General features: G+C 42.3%; 14 protein-coding genes. 12 read left to right on the top strand and 2 right to left on the bottom strand.

Annotated elements, in window-relative coordinates; genetic code table 11:
* Nucleotides 1-391: 391 nt before the first annotated feature.
* The 8 genes from BMX58_RS12670 to arr all read left to right on the top strand — a co-directional run bounded on the left by BMX58_RS12670 (nt 392) and on the right by arr (nt 7,916).
* A complete protein-coding gene (locus BMX58_RS12670) occupies nt 392-982 on the top strand; it encodes a restriction endonuclease subunit S domain-containing protein (RefSeq protein ID WP_068624791.1) in 591 nt (196 codons plus the stop codon).
* A 1-nt stretch (nt 983) separates the two neighbouring features.
* Nucleotides 984-2,609 carry a type I restriction-modification system subunit M gene (locus BMX58_RS12665; protein ID WP_084254033.1) on the top strand — a complete coding sequence of 542 codons (1,626 nt, stop codon included), beginning with the start codon at nt 984-986 and terminating at the stop codon, nt 2,607-2,609.
* Complete coding sequence (locus BMX58_RS12660; protein WP_084254032.1) at nt 2,587-3,780, top strand: restriction endonuclease subunit S; 1,194 nt, start codon at nt 2,587-2,589, stop codon at nt 3,778-3,780. Before BMX58_RS12665 ends, BMX58_RS12660 begins: the two co-directional genes overlap by 23 nt.
* Before the next feature lie 115 nt (nt 3,781-3,895).
* The gene (locus BMX58_RS12655; RefSeq protein WP_068624789.1) at nt 3,896-5,212 is read left to right on the top strand and encodes a serine/threonine-protein kinase; all 1,317 of its coding nucleotides are present in this window, start codon (nt 3,896-3,898) and stop codon (nt 5,210-5,212) included.
* A 422-nt stretch (nt 5,213-5,634) separates the two neighbouring features.
* Nucleotides 5,635-5,955 carry a hypothetical protein gene (locus BMX58_RS12650; RefSeq protein WP_068624788.1) on the top strand — a complete coding sequence of 107 codons (321 nt, stop codon included), beginning with the start codon at nt 5,635-5,637 and terminating at the stop codon, nt 5,953-5,955.
* Entirely contained in the window at nt 5,952-6,122 is a 171-nt protein-coding gene (locus tag BMX58_RS14755; protein WP_157077273.1) for a hypothetical protein, read from the top strand. The genes BMX58_RS12650 and BMX58_RS14755 overlap by 4 nt, the downstream gene beginning before the upstream one ends.
* Before the next feature lie 79 nt (nt 6,123-6,201).
* Complete coding sequence (locus BMX58_RS12645) at nt 6,202-7,098, top strand: AbaSI family restriction endonuclease (protein WP_068624786.1); 897 nt, start codon at nt 6,202-6,204, stop codon at nt 7,096-7,098.
* 341 nt (nt 7,099-7,439) lie between these two features.
* Nucleotides 7,440-7,916, top strand: a complete 477-nt coding sequence (arr, locus tag BMX58_RS15090) for an NAD(+)--rifampin ADP-ribosyltransferase (RefSeq protein ID WP_420855205.1) — start codon at nt 7,440-7,442, stop codon at nt 7,914-7,916.
* Between the two features lie 199 nt (nt 7,917-8,115).
* On the opposite strand, the gene BMX58_RS12635 is transcribed toward arr, so the two are convergent.
* On the bottom strand, nt 8,116-8,670 hold the full coding sequence (locus tag BMX58_RS12635) for a TetR/AcrR family transcriptional regulator (RefSeq protein WP_068624784.1): 555 nt from the start codon (nt 8,668-8,670) through the stop codon (nt 8,116-8,118).
* Nucleotides 8,671-8,878: 208 nt separating this feature from the next.
* On the opposite strand from BMX58_RS12635, the gene BMX58_RS12630 reads away from it, so the two are divergent.
* From BMX58_RS12630 to BMX58_RS12615, 4 genes are all read left to right on the top strand, one after another.
* Nucleotides 8,879-10,354, top strand: a complete 1,476-nt coding sequence (locus tag BMX58_RS12630) for an MFS transporter (RefSeq protein WP_068624782.1) — start codon at nt 8,879-8,881, stop codon at nt 10,352-10,354.
* A 12-nt stretch (nt 10,355-10,366) separates the two neighbouring features.
* Nucleotides 10,367-11,221, top strand: coding sequence for a creatininase family protein (locus BMX58_RS12625; RefSeq protein WP_068624780.1), 855 nt, complete (start codon nt 10,367-10,369; stop codon nt 11,219-11,221).
* Between the two features lie 320 nt (nt 11,222-11,541).
* Nucleotides 11,542-13,254 carry a dihydroxy-acid dehydratase gene (gene ilvD / locus BMX58_RS12620; RefSeq protein WP_068624778.1) on the top strand — a complete coding sequence of 571 codons (1,713 nt, stop codon included), beginning with the start codon at nt 11,542-11,544 and terminating at the stop codon, nt 13,252-13,254.
* A gap of 16 nt (nt 13,255-13,270) precedes the next feature.
* Nucleotides 13,271-13,615 (top strand): metal-sulfur cluster assembly factor, encoded by a 345-nt coding sequence (locus BMX58_RS12615; protein WP_068624776.1) that lies wholly within the window; start codon nt 13,271-13,273, stop codon nt 13,613-13,615.
* Between the two features lie 351 nt (nt 13,616-13,966).
* On the opposite strand, the gene BMX58_RS12610 is transcribed toward BMX58_RS12615, so the two are convergent.
* Nucleotides 13,967-14,728 (bottom strand): AIM24 family protein, encoded by a 762-nt coding sequence (locus BMX58_RS12610; protein WP_068624774.1) that lies wholly within the window; start codon nt 14,726-14,728, stop codon nt 13,967-13,969.
* Nucleotides 14,729-14,971: the final 243 nt, after the last annotated feature.

The following is a 14,971-nucleotide window of genomic DNA, read 5'->3' as shown; positions in this document are numbered from 1 at the left end:
ATGGCTGCATCGCAGAATCAGACAACTCATTCTTAAACGATGGAAAAGCTCCCGTACGAAAATTGACAGACTATCCAAGCTTGGTCTCGACAAAGATAGCGCAAAGCGCGTCGGATTCTCCAGAAAGAAACACTGGAGGCTCTCCAAAACGCCTGAAGTTCATCGGGCACTTACGACGAAAAGGCTCCACCATTGGGGCTTAATTTCATTAAGTCACCTGGCAGAGTCTGCTTACTCAAGATACTGAACCGCCGTGTACGGAACCGTACGCACGGTGGTGTGAGAGGTCGGAGCCTAAAGGCTCCTCCTACTCGATTGACTTTGAAATTTTTTAAGGCTATGATAGATACATGGTTTTGAAATTTAAAGAAATTACAAAGGCGGTGGAGATGTGAAATGCCGAATTGATGAGATTGCGAAGCTGCAACCCGGACAATTGCTGACGCGAATCAGGGAAGTGGATAATCCGAATGCACCTGGTTACGCAGTGTATTCCGGAAAGCATTTTTTAGCCGATTCTTTTCAGCCTGACTCGGATGACGGAAAGCAGGATAAAGTCATCCGTACAGATGAAGCCGTGATGCTTGTCGAACAAGGGACGTTGCTTATCAGCCTGACAACGAACAAAGCCGTGATTGTCAGTCAGGCGCATGAAGGACACCTGCTGACTTCCAATTACATTCGGGTAGACTATGACAGCAGCAAAATAGATCCGAATTACTTCTGCTATGTCTACAATGAATCGGATGAAGTCAGAAAACAAATTGCCATGAATGAACAAGGGGCAAGTCTTGTATCACGATTAAGCCTCCAACAGTTGCGCAGGTTTGAATTATGCTGTCCCACTATAGAGGAACAACAGCGCGTTGGCGCGATTTACCGTCTCCAGCAAAAAAGAGAACTATTGCAGTTAGAAAAAATCAGGTTAGAAAAATTGGCAGTGCATGCGTTACTAAATACATACCTACAGGGGAGAAACTAAAATGAGTACAACAGCAAAGCAAAAAGTGCAACAAGCAGAACTACATAAGAAACTATGGGCAATCGCCAACGATCTGCGTGGTACGATGGATGCCAGCGAATTCCGCAACTACATTCTGGGCTTGATTTTCTACCGCTATCTATCCGAAAAGACCGAACAACGGGTAATCAAGCTATTGGAAGAAGACAACATCAGCTACGAAGAAGCATGGAAGGACCCTGAGTATCAAGAAGGTCTTAAGGAAGAGTTGATAGCCCAAATCGGGTATGTTATCGAGCCGCAGGACTTATACTCAGCGATGGTCGCAGAAATCGAAAAGGGTGAACAAGGAAAATTCGATGTGGAAGTGCTGGAAAAAGCCATCAGCAAGATAGAAGAATCCACTTTGGGCCATGCCAGTCAAGAGGATTTCAATCACCTGTTTGATGACATGGATCTGACTTCATCACGATTGGGAAATTCTGTGAAAGCTCGGTCCAGCCTGATAGCAAAAGTACTCATTAATTTGAACGACCTTGATTTCATGCATGAGGATGCGGAAATTGATGTATTGGGTGACGCTTATGAATACCTCATCGGACAATTTGCAGCGAATGCGGGTAAAAAGGCGGGAGAATTCTACACACCTCAACAAGTGTCCAAAATTCTGGCAAAAATCGTGACTGCCGACAAAACCGACCTTAAAAATGTCTATGACCCAACTTGCGGATCTGGTTCATTGCTGCTTCGGATCGGGAATGAGGCAAATGTACGCCATTACTATGGTCAAGAGTTGAACAGTACCACTTATAACTTGGCCCGCATGAACATGTTGCTGCACGAAGTATCCTTCCAAGACTTTGATATCGAAATAGGCGATACTTTAGAACATCCTCATTTTGGCGACATGCGTTTCAAGGCAGTCGTTGCCAATCCACCATACAGTGCCAATTGGAGTGCTGACGCGAAGTTTTTGGATGATGAACGTTTCAGCAGCTATGGTAAACTAGCTCCGAAATCGAAAGCTGACTTCGCCTTTGTCCAACATATGATCTATCACCTGGATGACAACGGCACAATGGCGGTCGTCTTGCCGCACGGTGTCCTGTTCCGTGGCGCGGCAGAAGGAGTCATCCGACAGTATCTCATTGAAGAAAAGAACTATCTGGATGCAGTCATCGGCTTGCCAGCTAATGTATTTTACGGAACCAGCATCCCAACCTGTATTTTGGTATTCAAGAAGTGCCGCCAGGACGACAATACCGTTCTTTTCATTGATGCTTCCAACGAATTTGAAAAAGCCAAGAACCAAAACAACCTGACCGACGCAAACGTAGAAAAAATCGTAGCTACCTACAAAAAGAGGGAAGCAATCGATAAATACAGCTATGTGGCGACTTTGGATGAAATCAAGGAAAACGACTACAACCTGAATATCCCTCGTTATGTGGATACATTCGAGGAAGAAGAAAAAATTTCCCTGGAGGAAGTCGCAACAGCGATCCAACAGACCCAAAAAGAAATCATACAAGCAGAGAAGGAATTGTTTGCGCTGTTTGGAGAATTGCATGGAACAACCGAAGAAGCCGAACAAGAATTGCAGAATGCGTTAGCAAAATTGAGAAATGTTGGTGATGGAAATGTGTAGTAAAAAGCAACAAATTCCTGACATTCGCTTTAATGGTTTTACTGACGCTTGGGAACAGCGTAAGTTAGGGGATATAACTACTAAAATAGGAAGCGGGAAAACGCCGAAAGGTGGGGACTCAGTTTACACAGAAAGTGGTGTACCATTTTTACGATCTCAGAACATATATAATGATAGAGTAAACTTTGAAGAGATCGCTTATATTACCGAGTCAATGGATAATGAAATGGCCAATAGTCGTGTTGAGAAAGGTGATGTTCTGCTAAATATTACAGGGGCTTCTATTGGAAGAGCTGCAGTATACGAGCTATCGTCACCATCAAATGTTAATCAACATGTTTGTATTATTCGCCCAACAAATGAAATCAATTCTTATTACATCCAGTTAAACTTAACTTCTCCTAAAGGACAAAAACAGATTGAACTAAATCAAGCTGGTGGAGGAAGAGAAGGTCTTAATTTCCAACAAATAGCTAAAATGGATTTTAAATACCCTACTTTCAGAGAACAAACAAAAATTGGAACTTTTTTTCAACAGCTCGACGATACTATCGCTCTTCATCAGCGACAATTGCATAATTACAAACAACTCAAGAAAGCTATGATGCAAAAAATCTTCAACCAAGAACTACGCTTCAAAGATCAAGATGGCAATAATTATCCAGAGTGGAAAACTACTACTTTGGATAAAATATGTACTATTAAAACTGGTAATATGAATGTTCAGGATTCAGTGTCAGATGGGAAATATACATTTTTTGATAGATCTGAGACTATAAAAAAGCTAAATGAATATTCATATGATGAAGAGGCATTAATATATCCAGGTGAAGGGAGCTCTTTCTATCCAAGATATTTTAAAGGTAAATATGCTCTTCATCAACGTGCGTATAGTTTATCGGATTTTGAAGAGGATTGTAGTGCAAGATACGTCTATCACTATTTAAATACAAAAAATAATCATTTTTTAAAAACTTGCGTTGGTACAACCGTTAGGTCTTTACGGATGACTTCTTTTGAGTCTTGCGAAGTAGAGATACCATCCTATCTAGAACAACAAGAAATAGCAGATTTTCTTTCTGCAATAGAGAAACGGCTTGAAAATTTGGAGCAAACAGTAGAGTTGCTGAAAGAGCAGAAAAAAGGGCTTATGCAACAGATGTTTGTTTAGTTCCAGGGACTCCTTATTGACAGAATTTATATACAGGATCCTAGTCCTTTAATAGAGAGAATACTGTCATTTCAAGGAGATTTAATTATTGCAAATGAATATAAGGAGAGAACACATGAAATATCAAATCAAAGATACGCCGTATTTTGTAGTTACTGAAGAAAAACCTATTTATCTTGGTGGCATTGGAAAAATTTACAATTGTAGTATTGTGGATGATCATGGAAGTCTAGTGCAAGATAATTTGGTATTAAAGAAGATTAGTAATGAAGAAGATTTAAAGCAATATCACAGATTTGATAGAGAAATGAGATATCTTCAGAATATGAATCATAAAAATATACTAAAACCGGTGTATTGTGATTTTGAAGAGTATTTCATTATTATGGTTAAGTATCCTTATAATTTGGAAGATTATATAAAAAATAAAGAAATTTCTTTCGATGATTGTGTCAATATATTCTCGCAAATACTGGATGGAGTGACATTCTATATTTCAGAGGGTTACCTTCATAGAGATTTAAAACCACAAAATATTTTAGTAGATTCTGAAAGTAATGTTAAAATTACTGATTTTGGAATATCTTCTAGATTATTTAGAGAAGGAACGATTAATTTAACCGTACTGAGCGGTGGCTTAGGAACGTACTATTTTTCTGCCCCAGAACAATTGAGAGATTTAAAAAATGCTGATGAGAAATCAGAGATATATAGTTTAGGACGCATTATGTATGTGCTGTTCACTAAGGATTTTAGCAATTATGAAATGATGAAGCTAGGCGAAACAAGTCCTCAAATTAGACGAATTATAAAAAAAGCAACTGATTACAATCCTGAAAAGCGGTATCAAACAATAGGTGAATTTACAAGTGATTTCTATTTGCTTAGGGAGCCGACTATAAGCTTTAACGTTAAAGATTATAAATTGGATAAGGTTATACAATTAATTTCAGAAAATTGTTCGAGTGGTATTAATTTTGAGACTGAGTTAGGTTTCATACTAAATCCTGCTTATGAAGATAAAGTTGATTTGATGATCAAGCTCGATGCAGGTACGCACAAAAATATATGGGATAATCACAATGGTTTTTATACCGAATTTATAGGCAATATTTGTGATGATATTGAAACTAGAGGATATCCATTTAGCTATGTTGACACTATAGTTTCGTCGACAATATCGTTATTGAGAGGATTAAGTAGCACTTTAGACATTGAATTACAATTGCGAATAATTAAAGCAAGCGTGAGAGTATCGGTTTATCATAATAGATTTTGGGCAATGGGATATGTTGGTAAGTATATTTCTGAAATATATGATCCTTTTCTAACTAAATTACTACATGATGAAGATGGAATTCATTTCAAAGCTGATTTGGAAATGATTTCAAATTACGAAAATAGCAAGGTGTTGCAAGAGATTATAGGGTAAATAATTTTTTATGTGTGAAGGAAATATTAAATAGTCATCTATCAAAAATATCATTTATTTATGATACGCACATGCTTATCATAAATGAGGTCATTTTGTTTAGGAGAATGTCTATATGACGGCGTTGCTGAGGAAGCTACAGAAAAGGCTTGAAAAAGAGAGTAGAATCGAAAAAGCGGAAAGCCTATAGTGATGGGCTTTCCGCTTTTGCTTTTCAGCTAACGTACGGAACTAATATAAAAACTTGATGGCAACAGCACATCTATAACATTTTAGAATTATTATTAAATATCCGCTGATACCCGCCACAGGAAAGAACCTTTTGGCTGGCGGATATCAATCCGCAAATATTCTTTAGTTTTTGTTAATAGTTGTAGTAATATTAAGATGTGAATAAAAGAGTAGAAGAGGATGTGGTCTGAGTGAGTGAAAAGTCCTACGAATTAAGTACTGCAACAAAGAATAGCTTGGAAGTCGCACAATCAAATTATGAAACGGTTGTCAGCGAAGTACTGCCAGAAGAACTGGAAGATTCTAAAGATATGATCCTATCTCAATTGAATTTGAAACCCAAAAAACTGTACATGAGAGCCAGAATGGAATTGGCAGACAATCCAGAACTGACGACTGTTGAACTCAGAGACCTTTTGATAAATGACTTGTTAAAAAACACAAAGAGCAAGCTGTTGAGGATGGTTTTAAAACATGCCATCAAGAAAAGTTTAAAGGAGAAAAGAATATGAGTTCAATACAAGTAGGGGCCGTAAAAAAAGTGTTGAGCGTACTTTGGAAGTATAGAGATCCAATAGCTGAAGGAATTATTTTTTTGTTGGATTTAATCGCCAGGACTGCCAAAAAAGATAATGAGGCAGAACGCGTTGCAAAGAACGCCTCAGATACTTCTATGTGATGAAATCAACTCAATGGTGTTTGCTGAAAGGCTAGCATGAAGGGGAACTCGAAGAAAATATAGTGTAAAGGGGGATCATATGGACAAAGTCGAATATTTAATTAAAACTTTTTCTCGGACAAAACGGAAAGATTATGAGAATTACATCCTTAATGCTATTTGGCAAAAGATAGATTGTTTGGATTTACGGCCTGTAACACAGCAATATGTAAAAGGCCATGACAACGAATACTACCTGATCGACTTATATTTCCCCCAGATAAACGTTGGTGTAGAAGTAGATGAAGCTTTTCACAAAAATAATGTTGAATCAGATCTGAAACGTGAATTGACCATCGAAGAGAAACTATCATCCATTCGTGAAGAGAGCCTTTTTGAATTAAAACGTGTGGATGCAACCCTACCGTTAAAAGTATTATCGAAAAGAATAGCAACAATTTCAGCGGAGGTAAAAGAAAAAGTGGCAGAAAAAAAGATCACCCACTGGGATACAGATTTATCGGTCAAAAACCAAGTAATGGAAAAGGGATACATATCGATTGATGATTTTTACCGTTTTCGTGTAATTACTGATGTGGCAAATCAACTGTTTTTCAAAAATTATAAAGGATTTCAACAAGCGAGCATCAAAATCGCTATTGATGGTAAGCTAGCACATGTTTGGTTCCCAACTATTTCGACAGAATCAAAAAAAGAACATAGTCAATGGCTGAACTACTTGAATGAAGACTGGAGCGTTATCAAAGAGGAGAACATCCGCGAAGACGGAAAGATAGTAACAAATGAAATGGGCGAATTGAGGGCAGTATTTGCCAGAATGAAAGATAATTTCGGAAAATTCAGTTACAGATTTATCGGGAATTTTGAGTTGAAGAAAATTTCTGAGGACCGTAAGTCTTGTGAATTTCATAAAGTCAGTGATCGTCTGTATATTGATTATGAAAATAGAAAACTGTCGATGCGAGAGTTTATGTAAAGGTGGATAAAGAATATTTGGAAAGACCTTGAGCTGCTGATGGGCCAACAATAAAGGGGGGAAATAAGATGGATAATCAATTCGATCCGAATAACAAGATCATTCAGTTACTCCTTCGTGGGATGGGAATGGAAGATAGCGGCAACCCTGAAGAGGCAAGGTTATTATTTGATGAAGCCTGGAATGAAGCGACAGCCGATTTTGAAAAATTTATTGCAGCTTATTATGTGGCCCGACATCAAAGAAATATATCAGAAAGATTAAAATGGTTCGAAACAGCTTTGCGGTTTGCGTTAAAAATGAATGATGTTGCTGTTAAGAGCGCTTTCCCATCGCTATATTTGAATATCGCTAAATGCTATGAGGTGTTATCCGATTCTGAAAAGGCAAAAAAGAATTATGAACTATCAAATTCGTATCAAGATACGCCTTCTGACCAAGGCCCCTTTTATCATGGGACAAAAGCCGATTTGCAGGTGGGTGATCTGCTCACAGCAAAGGAGGAGTCGAATTATAGACCTGAGCTTAAAATGAACCACATTTATTTCACCGCCTTGGTTAACGGTGCGGGACTTGCTGCCTCATTGGCAAAGGGTTATGGAAGGGAACGTATCTATATTGTGGAACCAACAGGGGAGTTTGAGAACGACCCAAATGTTACCGATAAGAAATTTCCGGGAAATCTGACACGTTCCTATCGCTCACAAGCACCTTTAAAAATTGTTGGCGAAGCAACAGAGTGGTTGCGACGGACGCCTGAGGAACTTCGTGTATGGCATGAAAAGTTGGCCAATAACACAGGTGAAATTATTAATTGAGGATTCAACTTTTGCCCGCGGAAGTACGGAAGTACAGGTCGATGCGCATAATCACTTTTCATCGCCGTCTGCTTTGATAAGAAAATGCCTGCCACAAGGAACACATTAAAGTTAGCTCCATCCAAAAGCAAGAAGGCGACCGTTGTGATTTCGGTCGCCTTCTTGCTTTTGTTACGAAAGATGCAGTTAATATGATGCTTTAACTGAAAAAAAGTTGTTGGTGGATGCCGTATAGTTTCTCAGCCATCCTGTCTGCTGGAATGGGTCGGTCATTAAGCACCCACCATCTCATTGTACCTGCAATCGCAGCCGTGAAATAATTGACTTCAAATTCATAATCAATTCGCTTGTCATCCGGGAAGTCATGCGGCAGGCGTGACTTACTAAAATAGGCATCGGCCAGCCAGGCTTGAAAATCAAAGATATCGGGGTGACAAAATAAAATTTTGAATCGCCGATAGTTTTGGTCAATATTTGTGACGGAATTTTGATAATGATTGATTGTCATTTCCTGGAATGGGGTTGTGCCCGCAGGTTTAGGATCATTAAACTTAGCGAGTAAATCCTTGATCATTTGGTCCATGAGGTCGTATTTGTCCTCGTAGTGGAGATAAAAGGTAGAGCGATTGATATCGGCTGCTTCGGTAATATCCCGAACAGAGATATTATCGAATTTTTTTTCATTCAGTAAGTCCCACATGGCGTCAGTGAGCGCCCGGCATGTCTTTATTGTACGGCGATCGGTCTTTTCCATAAGCGCCTCCTTTTATAGACATTTTAACATAAGGTGTTGCTTAAACGACAGCTTATGTTTTTCTGACCTTGTTTGGAAACGGTTACTCTGTTATTTTTTGGTTAGTGATGAATTGTATACGAATTTGATGCGAAGCGCTTACTATGGTCCTGTCTGTGTCGGTTCTGGAATAGTTCACCTATTATTATAGAGAAAAGAGGAAAATTTTATGTCAGAAGAAAAAGTTGTTAAGCAGCAAAGTTTAGTAGACGATATGAAAAGTAGCCTAACCCTGAAGCATAAATTGGGTTATGGTGCCGGAGATGCCGGTGGGGTTGTTACCCTTGTCTTGATCGGAACATTTATGAACCGATATATTACAAACATATTGGGAGTATCATTTGCAACTCTATCTGTACTGTTGCTCGTTTGGAATATTTGGGATATGGTCAATGACCCTATGATGGGTACTTTTATGGACAAGTCTTTCTCTAAGTCCCATGGCAAAAAAGATAAGTTCCGCCCTTGGATGTTGCGTTCCATTCCTCTGATTGTTATCGGTCTTATTGCATTCTTCTCTGTACCATCAATGTTTGAAGGTACCATTCGTTTAGCAGCTATTTTTCTATTAAAAATTATTTACGAATTAGGTTACACCATGATGAACATTGCCATGGGATCAGTTCTTGGGGTTATGGCCTTAAACGATAAAGAGAGAACCACCTTATCTTCGGCTCGTGGTATGGGATCAACACTTGGTGGTTTAATCGGTTCAATGGCTATACCGGTGATTCTTGCGCGTTTAGGTGAAAATACAACAGGTTATATGGTTTCAGGTATCTTCGCAGCTGTGTTGGGTGGTTTGCTGATATTCTTCCACTATTGGGGAACTGAGGAACGTAATGTTGCAGCAAAACTTGCCGCAGAGGAACAGGCAGAACCGACAAAAGTAACCGATATTTTTGTTACATTAGCTAAAAATAAAGCGTTCTTGTCACTTTGCTTACACTCGATTGTAATCGTTTTCGGTCAAAATTTGTTCAATGCAACGCTTCCTTATATTTACGGTGATGTATTTGGTAATCTGGGCTTGATGGCATACGCTTCTGCGATCGGTATGGGCTTGCCGGTAGTGCTATTGCTTCTGGCGCCGTATTTGGTGACCTTATTCGGATCCACTGTTAAGGTAATCCGTACTTATTTATTGCTGAGTATCGTTATCTTTGTTGGTTTGTACGTTTGGAAATTAATTGGCGACTTGCCGCCATTCCTCTACATGATTGGTGCCAGCTTAGGGATTGCCTTCATGATGATGTCTGTTCAACTTCAATGGGGTCTTGTTTCTGAATCTATTGACTACAACGAATACATTACTGGAAAACGTTCAGAAGGTTCAATCTATGGTAACTTCTCACTGACAAGACGGGTCGGACAAATGTTGGCGCAATCACTTGTTGTCTTGATGATTGGTTGGATTGGTTATAGCCAGCAGGCCGCTCAAGCAGGCCAAGCACAATCAGCTCAAACTGTTGAAGGGTTAGTTTTATTGAATCTTATTGGCCCAGCAGTTTGTGCCTTACTATCATGGGCTTCATTCAAATTCATTTGGAACATTACTGATGAAACACGTGAGGAGATGACTTCAGCTCGTCTAGCAAGACTTGATGAATTCGCCAAGAAACAGGATGAACTACAAGATAAATAGCGAGGTATACTTATGAAATTAAGAAGTCACTTATTAAATGTTTTGATTAATGATGAAGTGGAGGCTTATTTAAAGGAGAACGATGTCATCATCGTGCCTTTTGGCCCAACCGAACTGCACGGTGGGCTACCCTTGGATTGCGAAACAATCTTGGCTGAGGGGATTGCCTTATTGATGGCGGAAAGGACAAACGCGCTCGTTCTTCCGCATGTGCCTTATATTTATTCTGGGGCAACCGCCTCGGGTAAGGGGACCATCCAATTGACCGTCAGGGAAAGTGCTGATATGTTGCAAGGCCTGGCCCATGCCTTACTGCGCTCAGGCTTCAAAAAGCAAATCTACATCAGTCTGCACGGCCCAGCTCATATCTCAATCAACCCGGTTGTGCGTGATTTCTTTGATGAAACAGGGGTAGCCATCCTGTATATCGACGGCGTAATAACAGCCCAGAAATCCGGCGTCTTTTCAGATCCGAAAGAGGTGATGCTTCATTTGGATCAGATGATTCTTGGGGCTTACAAGTTACGCAATCGTTTGGATGATATATTGCTGACCTCTGATTATGCAGAACCCGTTACCCAGACTCCATCGGTTTTTGGCAACCTGAGTGCCCAAGCCTTCCAATCCGGAGCAACAGGCTATTATTTTAAGGAACATTCGGACCATATGGCAACTTCTGCCATACCTGATATCGGAACGCGGGACCGCATGGCTGAAGAGGGGCTGATACTGCTGAATAAGATGGTCGATGCAATTGATTTTCCAACTTTACTTAAGGAAATGGCGATTCAAGAAGACTATCTTGAAGAGGTTTACAAGCGATACCCGCACGTGCCGGCTGCCTACAATCGGCACAAAAACATTTAAATTAAGAAAGGAGGCTGGGACTAAACTCCCAGCCTTTTTGTGCATCCGAACGTAGTGTGCGTAAAAGCGGGACAGGACGCAGCCCCTGGCTCCACTTCACAAACAATGCTCGAATGGCCTGCAGCCATTCTGCGCTTGTTCGCTCCAGTGGTCCGGAGCTTAACGCGTTCTGTCCCGCTCTCCTTTTATCGCGCACGAACCCTCGCGTTCATTCCATAATCGCCGAGGGTGTCTCCCGATAGTTTTTTGTAAGCGGAAATGTTAAAATTCGATTAATGGCAAGTATCGTTTGTGCATGACACTACGGGAGGGATTTGGGAATGGATAACGCGAAAAACAAAAAAGATCTACGCATCAACAGCTTCGTTTACGATGGGATCGTGAAGTCGCCGAATCGTGCGATGCTGCGCGCGACAGGCATGCATGATGAAGATTTCAAAAAGCCCATGGTCGGAGTAATCAGTACTTGGGCTGAGAATACGCCCTGCAACATCCACTTGAGGGACTTGAGTGCGATCGCAAAAGACGGCATCAAGAAGCAACGCGGTTGGCCGATCCAGTTTGCGACAGTGACCGTTTCGGACGGCATCGCCATGGGTACACCAGGAATGAGCTATTCGTTGCCTTCGCGCGACTTGATTGCGGATTCGATCGAAGTTGCGGTCGGCGGCCAGAATCTGGACGCATTCATCAGCATCGGCGGTTGCGACAAGAACATGCCGGGCTCGGTCATTGCGATGGCAAATGCGAACATTCCTTCCATATTTGTTTACGGGGGCACGATTGCGCCGGGCCAGGACGAGAATGGCAACGACATCGACCTTGTGTCCGTTTTTGAGGCCATCGGAAAGTGGAACAACGGCGAAATGACGGAAGAAGAAGTGCGGGCGGTCGAATGCAACGCCTGTCCCGGACCAGGTGCTTGCGGCGGGATGTATACGGCCAACACGATGGCATCGGCGATCGAAACGATGGGGCTGAGCTTGCCGGGATCCTCGTCGAACCCTGCGACAACCGGCGATAAATTGAAGGATGTGTTCGAAGCCGGCGAAGCCATCATCGGGCTGATCGAAAAAAATATCCGTCCGCGCGACATCATCACGCGCAAATCGCTGGAGAATGCCGTTGTGATCACGATGGCATTGGGCGGATCGACGAACGCCATCCTGCACATATTGGCGATCGCCCATGCCGCCGAGGTGGACTTTGCGATTGAGGACTTCAATGAGATCCAAAAACGGGTGCCGCATCTGGCCGATCTGAAGCCTTCCGGGAAATATGTCTTCCAGGATCTCTACAATGTCGGCGGGGTGCCCGCCGTCCAGAAATACTTGCTGGATAACGGCTTGCTGCATGGCGACTGTTTGACCGTGACCGGAAAGACATTGGCGGAAAATCTGGAGCATGTGGCACCTTTGACGGAAGGCCAGGACGTGATCATGACGCTTGAGAATCCCAAGCGCAAAGATGGCCCGCTGATCGTCCTGAAAGGCAATCTTGCCCCAGATGGCGCTGTCGTCAAAGTTTCCGGACTGAAGCAGCGTCACCATGAAGGGCCGGCGAAGGTTTTCAATACCGAAGAAGCGGCGATCGAAGCGACGCTGAACGGAGAGATTGTTGACGGGGACGTTGTGGTCGTGCGCTTTGTCGGGCCGAAAGGTGGGCCGGGCATGCCGGAAATGCTCTCCTTATCGAGCATCATCTCGGGTAAAGGCATCAAAGTGTGTCTGATCACGGACGGCCGTTTCTCAGGCGGATCCCATGGGTTTGTGGTCGGGCATATCGCACCGGAGGCACAAGACGGCGGTCCGATCGCTTTGCTGGAAACGAATGACACGATCATCATCGACCAGGATACGCGTGAGTTGACGATGAACGTCTCCGATGAAGAGTTGGCCAAGCGACGCGAAAAACTGGTGCTGCCGCCTTTGAAAACACGTGGTGTCCTGGGCAAATACGCCCATATCGTGTCCTCCGCATCGAAAGGCGCCGTCACCGACTTCTTCAACCGCAACCCGTTCGAGGAAAAATAGAGGAGGCTGCTGCATATTGGAACAAGGCATCGCATACACTGGTCAAGCGGGCCAGCACAAGGAAGAACTGGAAGAAAAATTGATGAACGTCATGGATACGGAAATCGGCCTCGATATCGTCAATCTTGGCTTGATTTACGGCATCGACCTGGATGATGCCGGGCTTTGCAATGTCCGATTAACCTTCACAGGCGCCGGCTGCTCTTGTTCGGAGCACATTTTGAAGGGAGTCCATGAACAGCTTGAGCCACTGGATTTCGTCAATGAGTTAAAAATTAAGATTGTATGGAGTCCCGCTTGGGTGTTGGATCGCATCACCCGCTACGGACGCATTTCGCTGGGGATCAATCCCGGCAGATAAGAAAAAGGGGCTTTCTTAAGCAGAGTAGTATATTCTGGATTTGAGAAAGCCTCTCTTCTTAGGTCAAGAAATAACCCGCCAAAACTCATTTGGCGGGGAAAAATGTCCACGGATAACATGAGATTCCCCGCCAACAGCGATTTGGCGGGGAAAAACGCCCAGAGACAACAAGAAATAACCCGCCAAAACCATTTTGGCGGGTTATTTTGCTTCGAATTTAATCCCAGGACCAATCATCCATACCAATAAACCGGAAAGGTCCCATTGAATTATGAGGCACCTCCTTGAATGGACTCAAGTATTGCTGGATTCTTGAGCGAATCGGTGTTGACAACCATATTGCAGTAAGACTTAGCGAAGAACGGGCGCCATCAAAACTTTTCCTGTTCCGCGATAGACGTTGACTAAACCTTCGCCGGATGCGGCTGAACCCACAAGTGTCTTGCCTGATCGTGTTACTGAAAATTCCAGGCTGCCGGACCAAGCGATCGCCATGTTCCCGTCAATCTTCAATTCATCATTCTCCAACTCTATTTCTATCAGTTCTTCCCTCGGCACATAGGATTCCAGCGCAACAATTCCCCCGCCGGAAAGCCCCAGGTTGAAAAGACCTTCTCCGCCCATCGCGATAGAAGAAAGGTTAGATTTCATAACGGCTTTGTGGTTCAATTCTGAATCACAGGCCAAAAACAACCCATCTTCAATCACGATTGAGCCATTCCAGTCATCGACATCAATAAGCAAAATATGCTTGTAGGTTGGTTCTAATACCAGTTTTCCGGTTCCGGTATACTCAGGCTTGATTGCAGATTCATTTGTGACCTTTCCTCGAAAAGCTTTTCCAATTAAATCGCCTACTCCTTTAATTCCGGTTGTGGCACTGACATCACCCACCATCCACTGCATTGCTCCAGACTGAATAGTAATGTCGGAAAGACTGACATCGCATACCAGCTGTCTCCTTCTGACATTCATTTCAGAAGCGTAGTACGCGGCTTGGGCCGTCAGATGATCGACACTCAAATCTTTTTGATATTCGACAACCTTAAAAGCACCCAGCTCTTCCACAATCTTCACGTCGTTGTTATCTTCGAAGTTTTTTATTCTGAACATACTTGTTTTCCTTCTTTCTTTTATAAAAGCAATAGCTGTTTCTGGACAATGAATCTTATTCAATTTTGCTTGATGGATGTGTATTATTATAACACTATTTTGATTCTTGCCCAATATATAGACGTTAGATGATGGATTAAAGTAAGAAGAGTACGTATGTCGCTATCCGTAGAAGCAGAAAAGTCCTGACTCAAAGAGCCAAGACTTTTCATTCAATGTTTCGGATAAAGATTGGGTTGATGC

The organism is Trichococcus ilyis (assembly GCF_900109135.1).
Classification (GTDB): Bacteria; Bacillota; Bacilli; order Lactobacillales; family Aerococcaceae; genus Trichococcus; species Trichococcus ilyis.
The sequence above is the reverse complement of the archived record's forward strand: the minus strand, read 5'-3'. Positions and strand labels throughout refer to the sequence as shown.